At 72.2% G+C, this 19776-nt stretch carries 17 protein-coding genes; 10 read left to right on the top strand and 7 right to left on the bottom strand.

The features are described from left to right. The first annotated feature begins 33 nt into the window (after window positions 1–33). The 3 genes from OD750_RS09115 to OD750_RS09105 are packed head-to-tail and all read left to right on the top strand — an operon-like array spanning window position 34 to window position 4710. Window positions 34–258, top strand: coding sequence for a hypothetical protein (locus tag OD750_RS09115; RefSeq protein WP_263544961.1), 225 nt, complete (start codon window positions 34–36; stop codon window positions 256–258). Next, the gene (locus OD750_RS09110) at window positions 255–2642 is read left to right on the top strand and encodes an alkaline phosphatase family protein (RefSeq protein WP_263544962.1); all 2388 of its coding nucleotides are present in this window, start codon (window positions 255–257) and stop codon (window positions 2640–2642) included. Before OD750_RS09115 ends, OD750_RS09110 begins: the two co-directional genes overlap by 4 nt. 58 nt (window positions 2643–2700) lie before the next feature. Beyond that, window positions 2701–4710 carry a sulfatase-like hydrolase/transferase gene (locus tag OD750_RS09105; RefSeq protein WP_263544963.1) on the top strand — a complete coding sequence of 670 codons (2010 nt, stop codon included), beginning with the start codon at window positions 2701–2703 and terminating at the stop codon, window positions 4708–4710. Window positions 4711–4787: 77 nt separating this feature from the next. On the opposite strand, the gene OD750_RS09100 is transcribed toward OD750_RS09105, so the two are convergent. From OD750_RS09100 to OD750_RS09085, 4 genes are all read right to left on the bottom strand, one after another. Then, the gene (locus OD750_RS09100; protein ID WP_263544964.1) at window positions 4788–5453 is read right to left on the bottom strand and encodes a hypothetical protein; all 666 of its coding nucleotides are present in this window, start codon (window positions 5451–5453) and stop codon (window positions 4788–4790) included. 238 nt (window positions 5454–5691) lie between these two features. Continuing rightward, entirely contained in the window at window positions 5692–7503 is a 1812-nt protein-coding gene (locus tag OD750_RS09095; protein ID WP_263544965.1) for a sulfatase-like hydrolase/transferase, read from the bottom strand. Then, window positions 7500–7874, bottom strand: a complete 375-nt coding sequence (locus tag OD750_RS09090) for a hypothetical protein (RefSeq protein ID WP_263544966.1) — start codon at window positions 7872–7874, stop codon at window positions 7500–7502. Before OD750_RS09090 ends, OD750_RS09095 begins: the two co-directional genes overlap by 4 nt. A 74-nt stretch (window positions 7875–7948) precedes the next feature. Further along, complete coding sequence (locus tag OD750_RS09085) at window positions 7949–9799, bottom strand: LTA synthase family protein (protein WP_263544967.1); 1851 nt, start codon at window positions 9797–9799, stop codon at window positions 7949–7951. 113 nt (window positions 9800–9912) lie between these two features. On the opposite strand from OD750_RS09085, the gene OD750_RS09080 reads away from it, so the two are divergent. Genes OD750_RS09080 through OD750_RS09070 form a run of 3 tightly spaced genes read left to right on the top strand, consistent with a single transcriptional unit; the run spans window position 9913 to window position 13690 of the window. Then, complete coding sequence (locus OD750_RS09080; protein WP_263544968.1) at window positions 9913–12363, top strand: serine/threonine-protein kinase; 2451 nt, start codon at window positions 9913–9915, stop codon at window positions 12361–12363. Beyond that, window positions 12360–13061: a sensor histidine kinase gene (locus OD750_RS09075; protein WP_263544969.1), complete on the top strand. Its 702-nt coding sequence runs from the start codon at window positions 12360–12362 to the stop codon at window positions 13059–13061. The genes OD750_RS09080 and OD750_RS09075 overlap by 4 nt, the downstream gene beginning before the upstream one ends. Continuing rightward, a complete protein-coding gene (locus OD750_RS09070; protein WP_263544970.1) occupies window positions 13058–13690 on the top strand; it encodes a response regulator in 633 nt (210 codons plus the stop codon). The genes OD750_RS09075 and OD750_RS09070 overlap by 4 nt, the downstream gene beginning before the upstream one ends. 80 nt (window positions 13691–13770) lie before the next feature. On the opposite strand, the gene OD750_RS09065 is transcribed toward OD750_RS09070, so the two are convergent. The 3 genes from OD750_RS09065 to OD750_RS09055 all read right to left on the bottom strand — a co-directional run bounded on the left by OD750_RS09065 (window position 13771) and on the right by OD750_RS09055 (window position 16287). Beyond that, window positions 13771–14580 (bottom strand): hypothetical protein, encoded by an 810-nt coding sequence (locus tag OD750_RS09065; protein ID WP_263544971.1) that lies wholly within the window; start codon window positions 14578–14580, stop codon window positions 13771–13773. Window positions 14581–14609: 29 nt separating this feature from the next. Then, on the bottom strand, window positions 14610–15062 hold the full coding sequence (locus OD750_RS09060) for a hypothetical protein (RefSeq protein WP_263544972.1): 453 nt from the start codon (window positions 15060–15062) through the stop codon (window positions 14610–14612). Window positions 15063–15147: 85 nt separating this feature from the next. After that, the gene (locus OD750_RS09055) at window positions 15148–16287 is read right to left on the bottom strand and encodes an acyltransferase family protein (RefSeq protein ID WP_263544973.1); all 1140 of its coding nucleotides are present in this window, start codon (window positions 16285–16287) and stop codon (window positions 15148–15150) included. Window positions 16288–16484: 197 nt separating this feature from the next. Between OD750_RS09055 and OD750_RS09050 the strand changes: the two genes are divergently transcribed. The 4 genes from OD750_RS09050 to OD750_RS09035 are packed head-to-tail and all read left to right on the top strand — an operon-like array spanning window position 16485 to window position 19769. Then, on the top strand, window positions 16485–17030 hold the full coding sequence (locus tag OD750_RS09050; RefSeq protein WP_263544974.1) for an RNA 2'-phosphotransferase: 546 nt from the start codon (window positions 16485–16487) through the stop codon (window positions 17028–17030). After that, the gene (locus OD750_RS09045; protein WP_263544975.1) at window positions 17027–18025 is read left to right on the top strand and encodes a glucokinase; all 999 of its coding nucleotides are present in this window, start codon (window positions 17027–17029) and stop codon (window positions 18023–18025) included. Before OD750_RS09050 ends, OD750_RS09045 begins: the two co-directional genes overlap by 4 nt. Continuing rightward, complete coding sequence (locus OD750_RS09040; protein WP_263544976.1) at window positions 18022–19029, top strand: glycosylasparaginase; 1008 nt, start codon at window positions 18022–18024, stop codon at window positions 19027–19029. The genes OD750_RS09045 and OD750_RS09040 overlap by 4 nt, the downstream gene beginning before the upstream one ends. Further along, window positions 19026–19769, top strand: a complete 744-nt coding sequence (locus OD750_RS09035; protein ID WP_263544977.1) for a copper homeostasis protein CutC — start codon at window positions 19026–19028, stop codon at window positions 19767–19769. The genes OD750_RS09040 and OD750_RS09035 overlap by 4 nt, the downstream gene beginning before the upstream one ends. Window positions 19770–19776 lie beyond the last annotated feature (7 nt).

The following is a 19776-nucleotide window of genomic DNA, read 5'->3' as shown; positions in this document are numbered from 1 at the left end:
GTACGGGGATGCCGGATGGTACGGTTTGGGGTGTTGACGGGACTGTTGCTGTTGGCGACGGCAGCCGAGGCGTATATCGGCCCGGGGGCCGGCGCGAGTATTTTCGGATCGCTCTGGGCGATCCTGGTCGGCGTGTTCGTCGCGCTCGCGGCGGTGCTCGCCTGGCCGATCCGCTGGGCCTGGCGCCGGCTGCGCCGTCTGACCGGCCACGCGCGGCGCGACACGACGACACCGACGACGCCCGACAGCGGCGCATGAGGCGCCGCGCCTTCGCGCTGGGCCTCGCGGCCTGCGCGGCGCTGACGGCCGGCTGCGGCAGCGAGGCGCCCTCGCCGCCCGCCGCCGCGCGCATGGTCGTCATCGGTTTCGACGGCATGGACCCGGCGCTCGCCGAGCGCTGGATGGACGCGGGCGCGATGCCGCAGTTCGCGGCGCTGCGCGCGCGCGGCCACTATCAGCGCCTCGCGACGACGAATCCGCCGCAGTCGCCGGTCGCGTGGGCGAGTTTCGCGACCGGCACCGACCCCGGCCGCCACGGCATCTTCGATTTCCTGCGGCGCACGCCGGGCAGCTACGCGCCGGACTTCGGCATCGCCGAGCAGACGCCGCCGCAGCACACGCTCGACGTCTTCGGCTACCGGCTCGCGTTCGACGGCGGCGAGCTGCGCACGCGCCGGCACGGCAAGCCGCTGTGGGTCGCCGCCGAGGAAGCCGGCGAACGCGCGACCGTACTGCGCGTGCCGGTGACGTATCCGCCCGACCCGGTCCATCGCATGCTGGCCGGCATGGGCGTACCGGACCTCAACGGCACGCAAGGCACCTACACGCTGCTCGCGACGCGGCCGATACCCGATGCCGACAACGGCGGTCGCGTGCTGCTCGCGCCGATCGGCGAGGACGGCGCGGTGCGCACGGAACTGGAAGGTCCGCCCGATCCGATCCGTATTGACGGCCGCCCGCTGCGCGTGCCGCTCGTGCTCGAACCGGCGCCCGGCGGCGCCAGGCTGACGCTCGACGGCACCGCGACGACGCTCGCGACCGGGCAATGGTCCGGCTGGCTGCGCCTTCGCTACCGCGCCGGCCTGCTGGGCTCGGCCGCCGGCATGACGCGCGCCTATCTGAGCGAGGGGTTTCCAAGGCCGCTGCTGTATCTCGCGCCGGTACAGGCGGACCCGCTCGACCCGGCGCTGCCGATCACCTCGCCGCCCGGCTATGCGGCCGAACTCGCGCGGCGCATCGGCGACTACCACACGCTCGGCATGCCCGAGGAAACGTGGGCGCTGAACCAGGGGCATCTGTCCGAGGAGGCGTGGCTCGACACGGTCGCGACGACGCTGCGCGAAGGCGAAGCGATGACGTACGACGCGCTCGACCGCCGCGACAGCGAGCTCGTCGTGTCGGTGTTCGTGCAGACCGATCGCGTGAGCCACATGTTCTGGCGCGGCCTCGACGAGCGGCATCCGCTGCACGCCGAATCGAGCCCGCTCGCGCGCGGCGCGATCGAACACAGCTACCGCGAGGCCGACCGCGTGCTCGGCGAGGTCGTGCGGCGCCTCGGGCCCGACGACAAGCTGATCGTGCTGTCGGACCACGGCTTCTCGTCGTTCCGGCGTGCGGTGAACCTCAACCGCTGGCTGATCGACCGCGGCTATCTCGCGCTCGCCGCTGGCGCCGATCCGAACCGGCCGCTGTTCGCCGCCGTCGACTTCTCGCGCACGCGCGCCTACGCGCTCGGCCTCAACGGCGTCTACGTCAATCGCCGCGGGCGCGAACCGCAAGGCATCGTGGCCGACGCCGACGTCGCCGCGCTGAAACGGGAACTGAGCCAGGGCCTCGCGCAACTGCGCGATCCGGCCGACGACGCGGCGATGGTGCATGCCGTCTACGACGCCGACACGCTGTACTCGGCCGAGCACCGCGACGAGGCGCCCGATCTCGTCGTCGGCTACGCGCCGGGCTATCGCGCGTCGTGGCAGACCTCGCTCGGCGCCGCGCCGGTCGAACTCGTCGTCGACAATCGGCAGCCGTGGAGCGGCGATCACTGCATCGCGCCGGACGCCGTGCCCGGCGTGCTGTTCGCATCGTTCAAACCGCAGCGGCCGGTCGACGGCATCGCCGACCTCGCGGCGCTGATCGCGAGCGAAAGACCGGCCGGCGAGCCCCGGCCGAAACCCGCGCCCGGCATCCTCGACCTGCCCGGCGCCGGCGTCGCGGCGATCGACGCCGCCGTGTCCGGCGTGGTGCCCGATCTGCTGCGGCTTCTGCTGTGGGGCGCGCTCGGCGGCATCGTCAGCATGGCGATCTACGGGTGGACGTCGCCGCAGTCGCGACTCGTCGTCGTGCGCCGCGATCTGTCCGAGGCGCAGCGCGCGCTGTCGGCCTACGACGGTCCGCTCGCGGGCCTGTGGCCGCTGATGGGCCGGCAGCTCGGCCTGGCGTTCCGCCAGCTCGGCCTCGCGCTCGGCCCGTCGGTGCTCGCGAGCCTGCCGATCGTGCTCGCGTGGCCGGGTCTCGCGCAACGCTACGACGCGCTGCGCTTCGCGAACTTCCTGCCGAACTGGCTCGCCGGGTGGGAGGCGCCGTTCGTCGCCGCGGTGATCGTCGTCTCGCTCGTGTGCCGCCGTTTGTGGAGATTGCAATGACGCGCAGAACGCTCCTCGTCGCCGGTGTCGCGCTCGCGCTCGTCGCGGGCGGCGCGTGGTGGTTCGCGCGCGCGCGCGCGGCGGCGCGCCGATCCTTCTGATCACGATCGACACGTTGCGCGCCGACGCGATTTCCGCGCTCGGCGGCGCCGCGCCGACGCCGAATCTCGACCGGCTCGCCGCCGAAGGCGCGCTGTTCGGCCAGGCGCAGACCGCCGTGCCGCTGACCGGACCGAGCCACGCGACGATCCTGTCCGGGCGCTTTCCGTATCGCCACGGCATCCGCGACAACGGCCAGTCGCTCGCGCCGGACCAGCCTGGCCTGCCGGCCTGGCTGCACGCCGCGGGCTATCGCACCGGCGGCTTCGTCAGCGGCTTTCCGCTGCATCGCCAGTTCGGCTTCGACCACGGCTTCGACCACTACGACGACGCGTTCGCCGGTGCCGAGGGCAATCCGTTCGCGCTGCGCGAGCGCCGCGCCGAAGACACCGTACAGGCGGCGCAGCGCTGGATCGAAACGAACGACGCGTCGCCGTGGTTCGCCTGGGTGCATCTGTTCGATCCGCATACGCCGTACACGGCGCCCGAGGCGTTCAGGCAGGACGGACCGTTCGGCGGCTACTACGCCGAGATCGCCTACACCGACCACTGGATCGGCGAACTCGTGGCGTCGGTGCGCAAGCGCCATCCCGACGCGATCGTCGTCGTCACGTCCGATCACGGCGAGGGCCTCGGCGATCACGGCGAATACGATCACGGCCTGATGCTGTACCAGTCGACGCTGCGCGTGCCGCTCATCGTGAGCGCGCCGGGCCGGCTGCCGCCGCAGCGCGCGGACGCGCCGGTGCGCACGGCCGACATCGCGCCGACGCTGCTCGACCTCGCCGGCGCGCCGTCGCAGCCGAACCTCGACGGCGTCGATCTCGCACCGGACCTGCGACGCGGCGCGGCGCCGTCGCCGCCGCCCGCGTACAGCGAGTCGTACTTCGCCGCCGTGACGTACGGCTGGGCGCCGCTCAAGGCGATGCGCGACGGCGCGACGAAGCGCATCGAAGGCGCGCGCGCCGAAACGTTCGACCTCGCCGCCGATCCGCACGAAGACGCACCGCTCGCCGACGCCGCGCGCGGCGCGCGCCTGGAAAGCCTGCTCGCGACCCTGCCCGAACCGCCGCCGCCCGCGGCCGGCGACGCGCCGTCGGCCGCGGCCGTCGCGCGACTGCGCAGCCTCGGCTATCTCGGCGCCGGCGCGCCGGTCACCGCCGCGCGCTGGCGCAACGACGTCGACCCGCGCGACCGTCTCGCCGAACACGCCGACGTGCTCCGGGCGCAGGAAGCGCTCGACCAGCGCCGCTGGGCCGATGCCGAAAGCCGCCTGCGCGCGATCCTCGAAACCAGCCCCGACAACCGCGTCGCGTGGCTGCGCCTGGGCACGCTCAAGGTCGCGCAGCGCGTCTACGACGACGGCATCGCGGCGCTGCGCCGCGCGGTGGAAGTCGATCCGGAAAATCCCGAGGCGCGCTACCAGCTCGGCGACGCGCTGCTGCGCGCGCGCCGCTATGCCGAAGCGGCGGACGTGTGGTCCGACGTCGTCGCGCGCCAGCCCAAGCGCGCGGCGGCATGGTCGAACCTCGGTTCGGCGCTGCTGTTGAGCGGTCGGCAGGACGCCGCGATCGGCGCGTACGAAGAGGCGGTCGCCGTCGCGCCCGATGCGGCGAACCTGCGCGAAAACCTCGCGCGCGCGCTGTTGCGCGCGGGCCGCCCGAACGATGCGATCGCCGCGCTCGAGGCGCAGGCACGCATCGATCCGCAGCGCTTCGCGCTCGGCGCGCTGCTCGCGCTGCATCTGGCCGAGGCCGGCAAACTGCCGGAAGCCGAAGGCTGGATCGCTCGGGCGACGGCGGCGCAGGAGGCCTATCCCGAAGCGCATCTCGCGCTCGCGATCAGGCTGGCGAAGAGCGACGGGCCGCGCGCCGCCGAACATCTGCGGGCGGCGCTCGCGGCGCAACCGGCGCTGCGCGCGTCGGTCGAAGCCGACGCGGAGCTTGCCGCGCTGCTCGCGCAACCCTGACGCGCACGCGACACGTCCCTAAAACAAAACGCCCGGCACGAGGCCGGGCGTGGGCGCATTGTTGAAAACCTGAACGATCAGTCGATGCCGAAGCTCTGCAACTGCACCGGCGTGAGCGTGCAGCCCGAACCGGCGATCGAGAGGTTGAACGGACCCGACGGGCCCGGCGGCGTCGCACCGGCCGAGTAGCCGTCGACGACGACGAAGTACTGCGTGCCGGCCACCGCGTTCAGCGTGATCGTTTCGGCGCCGTTGGCAACGCCGACGTCCGACGAGCAGCCGCAGTCCGCCAGCGCGCTGGAGCACTGGTTCTGATACAGGAACAGCGCCAGATCCTGACCGCCGGTCGGCGTCATCGTCAGCGTCAGCGAGCAGTTCGCGCTGGTGCGGATCGAGAACGCCTGGTCCGGACCCGTGCCGGTGCCGGTGTAGATCGCACCGAACGGCAGCGAGCCGGCAGGACCGGTACCCGTGCACGACGTGCCGGCCGCGCAGGTCGGATTGGTCGTGTCCGGCGGAAGATCGTAGTCGTCGACGAGGCCGGCGGTCGATCCGGTCGTGTTGTACGTCAGCGCGCCGACTTCCGGCGTGGCCGCACCGCACGTGTCGCCCGGCGCCCGGACTGCATTCGGGGCCGGTGCCGCCTTGGCGGCGGCCAGACGATTGGCGATCTGCTGCGCCATCACATCGACGTGCGCCGCGTACTGTTCCGGCGTCATCTGGTCACGCAACGCCTTCTTCACGTGCACCTGGGAACGGTACTGCTCCCAACCTTCGGCCGCGTTCGCGGCCGCGCAAACTCCAAGTACAGCTACCCCTAACACCAAAGCCAAACGATTCAATTTCATCGGTAATCCTCCCCCGAGGATGTGTCGTTGATGACGGTTCCGATTGCGAAGTTGCGGATTTACGGTGTCTACCCTGGTCAAGCCCCTGAAGTATACTTGATTGACAGTACCTATAAGTATGCGGCGTCGCAACCTATTTATCGGTCGCGCCCGCCGGCAAGGCCGCCATGCGCTGCCGCGCGATGTCCCCGACGCGCGCCGGATCGATCGACTCGGCCTGCCGGTATTGCGCTCGCGCGCCCTCCGGATCGCCCTGCCTCAACGCGATATCGCCGCGCGCCACGGCGATGCCGCCGTGCTTCGGCTCGAGCGCTTCGGCCTGTGCGAGCAACGCCTCGGCGTCCGCGAAGTGCTGGCGCAGCACCACGATCTGCGCGAGCAGCACGAGGCTGTCGGCGTTCGGCCGAATCGCGAGAATCGCCTTGAGCGTCGCCTCGGCGTCGTCGATCTTGCCGAGCGCGAGCTGCGCGCGCGACACCAGGCGCAGCACGCCCTCGTTGCGCGGCGACTGCGCGCGCGCCTGTTCGAGCAGCGCCAGCGCCGGCTGCGGACGGCCGCTGTCGAGCAGGATCACGGCGTCCTGGTGCAGCTCGACGAGGCGCGTCTGCGATTTCGGGTCGGCGAGTTCGCCCTCGGGCACGCCGGTCGCACCGCCGCCGAGATAGCCGAGCGAACGCAGCCGCGCGGTCGCCGCCGGATCGGCGTTCTGCATCGTCGCGGCCGCGGCCGGTATCGTCGGCACGTTCAGGCGCAGCGCGTCCAGGCGCTGGCGCGCGCGGTCGGCGCGCGTGTCGGCGGAACCCGCGAGCGCGGCGTAGCGGTCGTCGCGTTCGTGCGGATCGGCCGCGAGATCGTAGAACTCCGGCGCCGGCGCCTCGACGAAGCGCTCGGTCGCGCCGCGCCACGCGTACAGCGGCGCGAAGCCGTAGTCGAAATACGGCAGCGAGGCCTCCTGGTAGATGCCCTCGCCGTTTGCGCGCGAGGCGCGCAGCCAGTCGATGCCGTCGCCGGGTATCGCGTCGAGCCCGAGGAGGCTGCGCACGCTGGCGCGCACGTCGACGAGCCCTGCGAGGCCCGTCACCGTCTGCCCGGCCCCTTGGCCGTCCGGCAATCGCAGCAAGAGCGGCACGCGCGTGGTCGCGTCGTACAGAAAGAGTCCGTGCGTGCGCTCGCCGTGCTCGCCGAGCGCTTCGCCGTGATCGGCCGCGACGACGATGAGCGTACGGCCCGACGTCAGCGCGCCGGCGGCGAGCAGCCGGCCGATCGCGGCATCCACCTGCGCGATCTCGGCCGCGTAGCGCGCGTGCATGTCGTCCGGCCCCGAGAGATCGCGCGGCGCGTACGGCGCGTGCGCGTCGTAGTAGTGCGCCCACAGGAAGAACGGCTTGCGCGGATCGCGTTTCGCCAGCAGCGCGAGCGCCGTGTCGGTCACGACGTCGGCGTCGCGCTCGTTGCGCAGCACGTAGCCGCCGCGCGCGGTCTTGCCGACCACCTGGTCGTCGTAGTCTTCGAACCCGTGCGCGAGCCCGAAGCGCCGGTCGAGCACGAACGACGCGACGACCGCCGCGGTGTAGTAGCCCTGACCGCGCAGGTCGTCGGCCAGCGTCGCCGGGGCCTTGTCGGCCGCGAACGTCGCGTTGTAGCGCAGGCCGTGGTGCGGCGGCGTAAGCCCGGTCAGGAGCGTCGCGTGCGCCGGCAGCGTGATCGGCGCGGGCGTCACCGCGTTGTCGAACCGCACGCCCTGCGCGCACAGCCGGTCGAGATTCGGCGTCACCGACGGCGTGCGTCCGTAACAGCCCAGATGATCGGCCCGCACCGTGTCGAGCGTGATCAGAAGCACGTTGGCGCCGCGCGCCGAACCGGGCGCGACGTCGACGAGCGGCGCCGGGCCGCGTTCGCAGCCGGCGAGCAACACGATCAGCGCCGCGAACGCGGCGCGCTTCATTTGGCCGGCGCCGCGGACTTGGGCCCCGCCTGCTGCGGCTCGGTCAGCTTCATGCGGTTGCCTTTCTCGCCGATCGCCTCGACGTAGTAGAAGTACACTTTGCACGGATCGATCGCGTAGTCGACGTATTCGTACTCGCGCGTCCGCACCGAATTCGTCGCCGACGGAATCGGCTTGTCGTTGAGCTTGACGTAGTCGCCGTCCGCGCGTTCGGCGCGAAAGACGTCGAAACCCGCGCTCTGGATTTCGCTGCGCGTCGACCAGTGCACGCGATGCTGCGGACGCTCGCCGTCCGCCGGCTTTGCGCAGTCCGTCGCGGCGTTCGCCGCGAATGCGCCAAAAAACATTACCGCCGCCAACCATTGCTTCATCGTCGCGATCCCCCGACCGTGGTGAAGCCGACAGAGTAGCCCGCGCGGAGGCGCCCGACAACGCATGCGTACGGTCAGTTCGTCGCGGCGGCTTCGTCCGGCGCCGGATCGAGCGCCGCCGCGTCGGCCGGCAGCGCGTCGACCGGCATCGCGGCGAGCGCGGCGCTGAACGCGTCGGCGTCGAACTCGTCGCGCACGCGCAGCCGCGCGAGTTCCGCGAAACGCGGCTCCGGCGCCGCCGCGCCTTCCGGCACGAGCGCCTGCGGCGTCCGTCGCAGCGCGCCGACGAGCGCGAGGTACGCATCGGCCGGCACCTGCGCGGCTTCCAGCAGCACCGCCGGCAGCATCCACGAGGCCGTGTCCTCGCGCCGCGGCGCGTCGCGCCGGTTGTCGACGATCAGCCACGGCACCGGCTGCGCGCGCGGTGCGAGCGAATCCATGAAGCCGATCTGCGCGAAGCTCGAATGCAGGCCCGGCAGATGATCGCCGTAGAACAGCAGCACCGTCGGCCGCGCGCGGCGCAGCACGACGTCGGCGAGCCGGCCGAGCTCGCGGTCGGCGTTGGCGAGGTGGTACAGATAGTGACGCAGCGTGCGTGCGCCGTGCTCGTCGAGGTAGTCCGGCAGTTCGATCGCGGCGAGCGCGTCGGCGTCGAGACCCGGGCTGAACTCGTACGGCCCGTGCGCCTCCATGCTGATCGCGAACAGGAACTGCGGCGGACCGTCGTCGGCGAGCTCGGCGATGACGCGGTCGGTCAAGGCCGCGTCGGCGACGAACAGGCCGTCCTTCGCCGCCTGCGCGAACGCCGGCAGCGCGAGAAAGCGTTCGGCGCCGAGCCGGGCGAGCGCGTCGCGGCGGTTCCAGAACGCCGCTTCGTTCGGATGCAGCACGCTGGTGCGGTAGCCCTGTTCGGCGAGCGTGCGCATGAGGCCCGGCATCGGCGCGTCGACGAGTTCGAAGTACGGATACTCCACGCCCGGAAACGCCGCGAGCGGCACGCCGCTCAGGAACTCGAACTCGGTGCGGATCGTGCCGCCGCCGTAGGTCGGCACGCGCATGTCGCCCGACCAGCCGCGCTGCGCGAGGCGCCGGAAGTTCGGCAGCGTCGATCGTTCGGAAATGTCCGTCAGCCGCGCCGGATCGAAGAACGACTCGCTCTGCACGACCACGATGTCCGGCAGCGCGCCGTCGCCTTCGATCGCCGCGCTGCGGTTGAACGCGTCGGCGTGCTCGGCGATGAACTCGAGCACGCGGTCGCGATCGGGCGGCCGGCGGTCGGGCCGCGACAGCTCCCAGTGATACATCAGCAGCGTCGGCGTCACGCCGAGCCGCGCGACGGTCTCGGCCGGCGACCACGGTTCGAAGCCCGAGCCCCAGCCGTCGTAGACGTCGCGCCATGCGCGCGCGCCGCTCGCGAGCGTTACGGCCGCGACGATCGCGGCAAACCCGAGCCCCGCGCGCGCGGCCGGCACGGGCCGCGCGTGCCGCGGTTCGACGACGAGCGCGAGCAATGCGAGCACGGCGAACGCGAGCGGCGCGGCGATATGCGCCATTTCTACATAATTCCAGAACAGCGCCGCGCCGCCGCCGGCGGAAAGAAACCGGAAATCGGCCGGCAGCAGCGGCAGGCCCAGCTGTTCGAGTTTGATCGCGCCGGCTGCCGCGAGCGCGGCGTACAGCGCCAGCGACGCCGCGGCCGACGCGAGCGCGCGGCCGGTCAGCGCGGCGAGCGCGACCGCGAGCGTCGCGACCGGCAATCCGTTGAGCATCGCCAGCCGCAGGCGTTCGAGCGGCGCCAGATCGACCGACGCGAGCGCCGGATCGATCAGCAGCGCAGCGAGCGCGGCCGTGGCGACGGCGAGCGCGACGACGCCGGCGAAGTCGCGCGGTATCTCGATCGATGCGGTGGACGGCTCTCGTGTCATGCAACGGTCATCGGGACGAAACCGCGTACTGTAGGTGCGAGGCGCCCCCGCGGCCAGTGCGCCGCGAGGCGGCGTTTATGGCACGATCAGGCTCGAGAAACGGGGGAATCTCGATGTCGCAGCACGAACACGCCACCACCCACGCGGTGCCGGCCGGCGCGGTCGCGTCCGCGCATCCGGCGCACATCGCCGGGTACGAAATCCAGCGCCTCATCGGCGAAGGCGGCATGGGCCGCGTGTACCTCGCGCGCGAAGCGCACCCGCCGCGCGACGTGGCGCTCAAACTCGTGCGCGGTCTGTCCGAAGGCGCCGCGGCGCGATTCCGCCGCGAAGCGCTGATGCTCGCGCCGCTCGAACATCCCGGCATCGCGCGGCTGTACGCGGCCGGCGAAGCCGACTTCGCCGGCGTGCGCCTGCCGTGGCTCGCCCTCGAATACGTGCGCGGCACCGACCTCGTCACGCACGCGCAGGCGCACCGGCTCGACCTGCCCGCGCGCCTGCGCCTGCTCGTCGCCGTGTGCCGCGCGGTGCACTACGCGCACGGCCGCGGCGTGATCCATCGCGACCTGAAACCCGCCAATATCCTCGTCGGCGAAGACGGCCAGCCGAAGGTGCTCGACTTCGGCATCGCGCACCTGCGCGACGACGGCGACGCCGGCATGACGCAGGCGGGCCAGGTGCTCGGCACCGTGCCGTACATGAGCCCCGAACAGCTCGCCGGCCGCAGCCGCGAGGTCGATGCGCGCAGCGACGTGTACGCGCTCGGCGTCGTCGCGTACGAGCTGATCGCCCAGCGACTGCCGCATCCGCGGCTGTCGACGTCGACGCTGCTCGACGCGCTCGCGATCGTGCGCGACGAAGATCCGCCGCGTCTCGGCGCGCTCGTGCCGACGGCGCGCGGCGATCTCGACCACGTCGTCATGAAGGCGCTCGCGACCGAACCGGAACGCCGCTACGCATCGGCCGCGCAGTTCGGCGCCGACCTCGAACGCGTGCTCGACCACCGGCCGGTCGACGCGCGCGCGCCGACGTTCGGCTATGTGCTGTCGCGCGTCGTGCGGCGCCATCGCGCGCTGTCGGCCGCGCTCGCGACGATCGCGCTCGTGCTCGTCGCGGCCACCGTCGTGTCGCTGCGCTACGCCGCGTCCGAATCGCAGGCGCGCCGCGAAACCGAACAGCGCGCGACCGAACTGGCGGCCGTCAACGGGTTTCTCGACCGCATGCTCGCGTCGGCCGATCCGCAGCAGACCGGCGGCGCGGCGCTGTCGGTGTCCGACGTCGTCGACACCGCCGCGAACGAACTCGGCGGCCTCGAACCGCGCGCGCGGCTCGCGGTGCTGACGACGCTCGTATCGACGCGCCTGTCGCTCGGCGAGTTCGCGCAGGCGCTCGATCTCAACACGCAGGCGCTCGCGCTTGCCGCGTCGGTCGGCGCGCCGGCACGCGACGTGTCGACGCTGCAGCGCCAGCACGCCACGATCGAAACCGAACTCGGCCACTTCGACGCCGCGCGCGCCGCGGCGAACGCCGCGCGGTCGGTATACGCCGACCTGTCGCCCGTCGCCGCGCTCGGACTCGATCTCACCGCCGCGCGCATCGAAGACGAGGCCGGCAAGCCCGACCTCGCCGAAAAAGGCTATCGAGGCGTCATCGACAAAGCCAAAAGTATCGACCCGGCCGCGACGAACCGCAGCGAAACGGCCGCGGTGCTGTCGGAAACCGCACGCAGCAATCTCGCTGCCGTGCTGCGCGATCGCGGCGCGCACGACGAGGCGATCGCGCTCACGCGCGGCATCCTCGCCGACCGCACGGCGCGCCTGGGCGAGAAGCACCCGCTGACGCTCGCGTCGCGGCAGAAGCTCGCGCTCGCACTCGCCGCAAAGGGCGACAACGCCGCGGCCGACACCGAAGTGCGCGCGGCACTCGCGACGCAGCGCGAAGTGCTCGGCGACACGCATGCGAGCACGCTCACGACGATCCAGTCGGCCGCCAACATCGCGCTCACGCTCGGCCGGCTCGACGAGGCCGAAGCGCTGACGCGCGAGGCGCTCAAGGGCCTCGAAGCGCAGCTCGGCGATGCGCACGCGCAGACGCTCTCGTCGATGAACACGCTCGCCTACCTCCTCGAAGACCGCAAACGCATCGACGAGGCCGAGGCGCTGTACCGGCGCATCATCGAGATCCAGACGCGCCAGGGCACGGCGCATCCGACGACGCTCGCGCCGCGCAACAACCTCGCGATGCTGCTGATGACGGCCGGCAAGCTCGACGCCGCGCACGACGAATTCGCCACGCTCGTCGCCGACGCCAAGGCGAGCGTCGGCGACGATCACGCGATGACCGCGATCTTCCGCAGCAACTACGGCCTGTGCCTGACGCGCCAGAAGCGCTACGCCGAGGCGCGCGACGTGCTCGAGGCGAGCCATGCGCGGCTCGAAGCCTCGATGGGCGCGCAACATGCGCGCACGCGCACCGCGGCGCAGCGGCTCGCCGACGTCTACGCCGCGCTCGGCGATAGGGGCAAGGCCGAAGCGCTGCGCGCCGCCGCGGCGCCGAAGACATGACCGCGCTCGCCGTGCTGCTCGCGCTCGCGTCGTGCGCGCTCGCCGCACTGCTCGTGCGCGAACGACGCGCGCTGGCGCACGAACGCGCGCAGGCCGCGAAGCTCGTCCGCGAAGCGACCGCCCACGCCGCGACGGCCGAGCGCGAACGCATCTACCGCGACCTGCACGACGACCTCGGCGCCAAGCTGCTCGAACTCGTCTATCGCGCGCCGACGCCGGACTACGCCGATCGCGCGCGCGCCGCGCTGCAGGACCTGCGCGACGTCGTCACGCGCTCGCGCGGCACGACCGGCACGCTCGACGAGGCCATCGCCGAGATCGCCCACGAGGCGCGCCAGCGCCTCGCCGCCGCCGGCATCGAACTCGTCTGGGAGCAGCCGGGCGACCTGCCGCCCTCGCCGCTCGAACCCGCGCGCGCGCTGCACCTGTACCGCATCGTGCGCGAAGCGATCAGCAACGTGATCCGCCATGCGCATGCGCGGCGGCTGCGCGTACGCGTGCGCGCCGACGCGCGCGCGCTCGACGTGGAACTCACCGACGACGGCGACGGCCGCGACGACGCCGCGCGCGCCGGCAGCGGCATCGCCGGCATGCGCGAACGCACCGGTCGGCTCGACGGCGACATCCGCTGGACGGCCGGCACCGCGGGCGGCACGAAGGTGCTCCTGTCGGTGCCGCTCGAAGGCGGCGGCGCTTGAGCGGCTACGCGCGCGCGCTCGTCGTCGACGATCTCGCGGCGAGCCGCGACTGGCTCGAACGCGCGCTCGCGCTCGCGTTTCCCGGCATCGCGGTCGAATCCGCGGCGAGCGTCGCCGAGGCGCTCGCGCGCATCGATCCGCCGCCGCCGCTCGCGCTCGTCGATCTCGGCCTGCCCGACGGTTCCGGCGTGCGCGTGATCGAGGAACTGGGCAGGCGCGGCGCGACCGTCACGATCGTCGCAACGGTGTTCGACGACGACGCGCACCTGTTTCCCGCGCTGCGCGCCGGCGCGCAGGGCTATGTGCTCAAGGACCAGCCGCCCGAAGCGCTCGCGGCGATGCTGCAGGGGATCGCGGCGGGTCAGCCGCCGCTGTCGCCGTCGATCGCGCGGCGCCTGCTGCAGCACTTCCGGCCGCCGGCGCCGGAACCCGATGCGCCGGCGCTGACGCCGCGCGAAACCGAGGTGCTGCGGCTGACCGCGAAGGGCCTGACGGTGCAGGAAGTGGCCGACCTGCTAGGCCTGTCGCGGCACACGGCCGGCGGATATCTCAAGGACATCTACCGCAAGCTGTCGGTGTCGACGCGCGCCGAGGCGGCGCTGGAAGCCGCGCGGCGCGGGCTTGCTTGAGGCGCTCTCCCCGGTCGCCCGGGGAGAGTATCAACGCAATGATCCGTCACTGCCGCCGTGTTGAATATTTTTCGTTACGATCAACGGCGCCGCCAGCCGATCGCGCCGGCGCCCGCGAGACCCGCCGCGAGCAGCGCGAGCACGCCCGGCGCCAGCATCGGCACCGGCACGACCGCACCGGTGCCGGCGCCGTTGCCGGAACCGACCTGCGCCGAGCCGAAGCCGTCGACGTAGACGTAGCCGCCGTGGCCGCTGAGCGAGCAGTCGGCGCCGATCACGGTGAGCTCGATTTCCTGGCCGACGGCCGACGCCGGCAGCGTCGCGTCGACGTTCTGGAACGGCAGGAACTTCCAGCTGCCCGTGCCCTGCTGGAACGTCACGCCGGGCTGGCCCGAATACGCGAACTGCTCGAACAGCACGCTCTGGTCGGCCACGTTGCGCACGACGACGTAGAAATACGGCTGCTCCTGCGGCGCATGCGACGGATCGTCGAGCACCGGCGCGAACGCGAAGCGCAGATGCGGCAGTCCGTCCGACGCGTCGACGTCGGCCTGCGTGATGCGGTCGCGCTGCACGAGCGTCGTCAGCCGCGCGCCGGTCGCCTCGTCGTTGATCTTCGCGGTGAGATTGCCGACGCGCGGGAGCACGATGCCCGGTGCCCGCGCGTCGACAACCTGGCCGACTACGCTGGCCGGCCCCGGCGCACCCTGGGTGATCTGCACGCTCGCGCCGGTGAACGGCGCGGTGCCGGCAAGGCCCGGGTTCGTGCCGCCGCCGACCGTCCAGCCGTTGAAGTTGTTCTGTTCGAAGCCGCCGTTCACGAACACGGCATGTGCCGATCCGGCGACGGTCAGCGCGAGCGCGGCAATGCCGCAACGAACGTATTTCATGCTTGACCCCTGTAGTGGTTTCCCGTTGATCATTCCGCCGCGCGCCGCGGCGTCGTCGCCGCGACGAGCGTCACGCGCACCGGCTGCGCCTGCGCGGCCGCGAGCAGCGCCGCGCGTTCGTCGTCCGGCGTCGCGCGATTGAGATCGAAGCCGATCGCGTAGCGCCGGCCGGCGCCGAGTTCGGCGAGTCGCAGCGCGCGCGTCGTGCACGGCAGGCGTTCGAGGCACGGCGCGCGGTGCGCGCGCAGCACCGCGGCGCGCCAGCGTTCGACGTCGGCGTCGCTCGTTCCGGGTTCGAACACCGCCACGTAGTCGAAGCGCGTGTCGGCGTCGACGCGCGCCTCGGCGGCCGCGACGGAGGCGGCGGGCTTGAGCGCGATCGCCGCTGCGGCGCACGCGCCGGCGAGGCAGAACAGCACCAGCGCGCGATGCAGGCGGCGCACGCGGACCGCGCGGCGGCTGACGGTGGCGTCGACGATCATGATTCCCCCGAACGTTCAGTTCGGCGGCGAATGTCCGCGATCGCCCGTGCGGGGAAAACCCCGCGTTCGCGGGGTATCTTTCGCGTTACCGGGCGTCGGCCGTCACGGCCCCGGCGCGAAACGCCGCCGCGCGCCGTTCGCGCAGACGCAGCAGCGGCCGTTCGATCGCGTAGTACAGCAGCGCACCGCCCGCGAGGGACGCCGCGGCATACGCGCCGAACGCGACGAAGCCGCCGTCGTCGAGCCACGCGCCGGCATGCGTCCGCACGAGATGAAAAATCGGCTTGTGCACAAGATAAAGACTGTACGAAATCGCCGCGAGCCACGCGGCGCCCGGCACGCGCACGCGCGCCAGCACGCCGCGATCGGATGCGCCGGCCGCGACGAGCAGCGCGAGGCCGAGCGACAACAGCGGATAGCCGAACGTCGTCGCCGCGAAGCCCGTGCGGTTCGAAAACAGCGCGACCGCCGCCGCGACCACGACGAGGCCGCCGAGCGCGAGCGCGTTCGCCCGCGCCGTCAGGTGCGTCCACAACATCGGCCGGTACGCGCGGATCGCCGCGAGCACGACGCCGGCCAGGAGGCCGTCGAGCCGCGTCCAGGTCGGATAGTAGATGTCTTCGATGAAGCGCTGGCCGAAGCTGCGCGCCACGCCCTCGACGCCGCGCACCGGCGCCATCTCGTGGACCCAGATCCAGCCGCGCAGCGCCATGCCGAAGGCGACGATCGCGACGCACACCGCGACGAAGCGCGCGACCGACGGGCGCCGCGAGAGCCACCATGCCGCGAGCGGAAACACGAGATAGAAATGTTCCTCGACGCACAGCGACCACGCATGCGAGAACGCGCGCTGGTGCTCGTAGTCGATGGCGAGGTTCAGCGTGAACGTGAGGAACTGCCACGGCGGCGCGATGCCGTCCGCTTCGCGAAATCCCGGCCACGCGAAGTACAGCGCGAGCACCGTGAGGTACGCCGGCAGCACGCGGTACGCGCGGCGGCGGTAGAAATCGCCGAACCGCAGCGCGCCGCCGCGCGCGAGCGGGGCCAGCACCTGCCCGCCGATCAGAAAGCCCGACAGCACGAAGAAGAGGTCCACGCCCATCCAGCCGGGCTCGGCGACCGGATCGAACGTGGGCCCCAGGCCGCCGACGATATACGAATGAAACAGCATCACCCACGCGACCGCGATCGCGCGCAACAGATCCAACCCGGGCAGACGGCTCACGAGATTCCCTTCAAGGTTTTGAACGAGGTTTCGATAAGACGAGGCGCATTGATTCGATCGGCGAGGTATGCGACAACGCGCGACGCACCGCGAGCATAGCCGCGCCGCGCATCGTTCCGCCGCCGCGTTCCGCGCGCCTGCGCCGAAGCGGTGGCGCGCGACCGGCGAGCCGGTACGCCGTTCCCTGCGAGCCACGCATGAAGCCCGACCTCGTCAAGATCAGCAAGTTTCTGAGCTACGTCCTGCGCCACGAACCCGACGCGATCGGCCTCGACCTCGACGCGCAAGGCTGGGCGAGCGTCGACGAACTCATCGCCAAGGCCGCCGCCAAGGGCACGCCGCTCGACCGCGACGGCATCGCCGCCGCCGTCGCGACGAACGACAAGCAGCGCTTCGCCCTGTCGCCCGACGGCGCGCGCATCCGCGCGAACCAGGGCCATTCGATCGCGGTCGATCTCGCGCTCGCGCCGCAGACGCCGCCCGACGTGCTCTATCACGGCACCGCGACGCGCTTCGTCGACAGCATCCGCAGGCAGGGCCTCGTCGCCGGCGAGCGGCAGCACGTGCACCTGTCGGCCGATCGCGCCACCGCGACGAACGTCGGCGCGCGGCACGGCGTGCCGATCGTGCTCGTCGTCGACGCGCGCGCGATGCATGGGGCCGGCCTCGCGTTTGCGCGTTCGGACAACGGCGTCTGGCTGACCGGCGCCGTGCCCGCGCAATACCTCGACATTCCCGCATGAGCGCGCGGCGGCTGATCGCGGCCGACGTCGGCGGCACGCACGCGCGGCTCGCGCTGGTCGACGGCGCGGGCGACCGCGTCGCGCTCGCGCGCTACGAGCGCTACGCCTGCGCCGACTTTCCGAGCCTCGCCGCGCTGATCAAGCAATACGTCGACGGCCTCGACGGACTCGGCGAGACGGCATCGATCGATGCGACCGTCGCGATCGCCGGCGTGCTCGACGGCGACCGGCTGATCAATACGAACCTGCCGTGGCCCGTGTCGTCGTCGCAGACGCGGCGCGAGGCGGGCCTCGGCCGCCTGCACCTGATCAACGACTTCGAAGCGCTGGCCTATGCCGCGCCGGCGATCGACGAGATCGACACGCGCCTGTTGTGCGGCCCGACGCGGCCGACGCTCGCGGGTCCGATCGTGCTGATCGGCCCCGGCACGGGCCTCGGCGCCGCGCTGTGCTTTCGCGGCCCGCCGCTGACGGTGCTGCCGACCGAGGCCGGCCACGCGGCGCTCGCGGTCGGCACGCCGCGCGAACTGGCGGTGCTGCAAGTGCTGATGCGGCGCTGGCCGCACGTCGACGTCGAGCGCGCGCTGTCGGGGCCGGGGCTCGTGAACCTCGCCGCGGCCGTCGCCGAACTCGAACGCGTCGCGCCGCGTCACGCCTCGCCCGCCGCGATCGTCGCCGCCGCGCGCGACGGCGACGCGGTCGCGGCCGAAGCGCTCGCGATGTTCTGCGCGCTGCTCGGCAGCTTCGCCGGCGATCTCGCCACGACGTTCGGCGCGAGCGAGGTGTACGTCGCCGGCGGCGTCGCCGAGCACATCGGCGACGACCTCGCGGCCGGCGCGTTCGCGGCGCGGTTTCTCAACAAGGGCGTGCTGCGCGAGCGGCTGGCGCGCGTCACCGTGCGGCTCGTCGACCACGGCAGCCTCGGCGTCGCCGGCGCGGCGCGCTGGCACCGGCGCCACGCGACGATAGAAAAACCGGCAAAGGGTTCGACATGACGACACGACGCACGTTTCTCGGCACCACGCTCCTCGCCGCCGCCGGCGGCACGCTCGCGGCGAAGGCGCCGTCGGAAGTGCGGCCGCGCGGCAACGCGCCGCGCGTGGTATCGACGTGGGACTTCGGCATCGGCGCGAACGCCGCGGCGTGGAAGACGCTCGCGGCGCAAGGCTCGGCGCTCGACGCGGTCGAGGCCGGCGCGCGCTGGGCCGAAGCCGACCTGTGCAACAGCACGGTCGGGCGCTGCGGCTATCCCGACCGCGACGGCGTGCTGACGCTCGACGCGAGCATCATGGACGGCGACGGCCGCTGCGGCGCGGTCGCGGCGATCGAAGACATCGCCCATCCGATCAGCGTCGCGCGCAAGGTGATGGAAGCGACGCCGCACGTGCTGCTCGTCGGCCAGGGCGCGCAGGATTTCGCGATATCGCAAGGATTCAAGAAAACCCCGCTGCTGACCGACGATGCGCGCAAGGCGTGGCAGGAGTGGCGCAAGACATCGAACTACGCGCCGCGCGTCAACGCGGAGCGCGACGGAAAACCCGGCGACAAGTCCAACCACGACACGCTCGGCATCCTCGCGATCGACGCGCACGGCAGGCTCGCCGGCGCGTGCACGACGAGCGGCATGGCGTGGAAGCTGCGCGGACGCGTCGGCGACAGTCCGATCGTCGGCGCCGGCCTGTACGTCGACGGCGACGTCGGCGCGGCCACCGCGTCGGGCGTCGGCGAGGAAATGATCCGCAGCGCCGGCGCGTTTCTCGTCGTCGAATTCATGCGCCAGGGCAAGTCGCCCGCCGCGGCGTGCCGCGCGGCGATCGACCGCATCGTCGCGAAGCGCCCGCAGGCGAGCAAGGGCGTGCAGGTGTGCTTTCTCGCGCTGAACAAGCTCGGCGAGGTCGGCGCGTGCGCGCTGCAGGACGGCTTCGTCTACGCCGTCTGCGACGGCGCCGACGCGGAATCGAACGTCCTGACCAAATCGACGTCGGTCTACGGCGCATGAGCGAACGCCGCATTCTGGAAATTGCCGCGAATTCCCTGACCTCGGCGCTCGCGGCGCAAGCCGGCGGCGCCGACCGCATCGAGTTGTGCGAAAACCTCGGCGAAGGCGGCACCACGCCGTCGTACGGCACGATCGCGCTCGCGCGCGAGCGGCTGACGATCGCGGTGTACGTGCTGATCCGCCCGCGCGGCGGCGATTTCGTCTACGACGGCGACGAGCGCGAGGCGATGCGCCGCGACGTCGCGATGTGCCGGCAGCTGCGCTGCGACGGCGTCGTGCTCGGCGCGCTCGACGTCGACGGCGACGTCGACATCGACACGTGCCGCGCGCTGATCGACGAAGCCGGAACGATGGGCGTCACGTTCCACCGCGCGTTCGACGCGGCGCGCGATCCGGTCGCGGCGCTCGAACGCATCGTCGACCTGCGTTGCGAGCGCGTGCTGACGTCGGGCGGACAACCGACGGCGCTCGCGGGCGCCGACGCGATCGCGGCCTACGCGCGGCAGTCGGCGGGCCGCATGCGCATCATGGCCGGCGCCGGCGTCAATGCCGCGATTCTGCCGGAATTGATACGACGCGGCGGCGTGAACGAAGTCCACGCGTCGGCGAGACGCCTGCGCGCTTCGCCGGCGACGAATCGCGCGGGGCTGCTGCCGGGTCTGGAGCCCGACTACATGGCCACCGACGTCGACGAAGTGCGCGCGTTGCGCGCGGCGCTCGACGGCTCGACAACGAAGTAGCCGATCC

This window comes from Tahibacter soli (genome assembly GCF_025717065.2).
Lineage (GTDB): Bacteria > Pseudomonadota > Gammaproteobacteria > Xanthomonadales > Rhodanobacteraceae > Tahibacter > Tahibacter soli.
The sequence above is the reverse complement of the archived record's forward strand: the minus strand, read 5'-3'. Positions and strand labels throughout refer to the sequence as shown.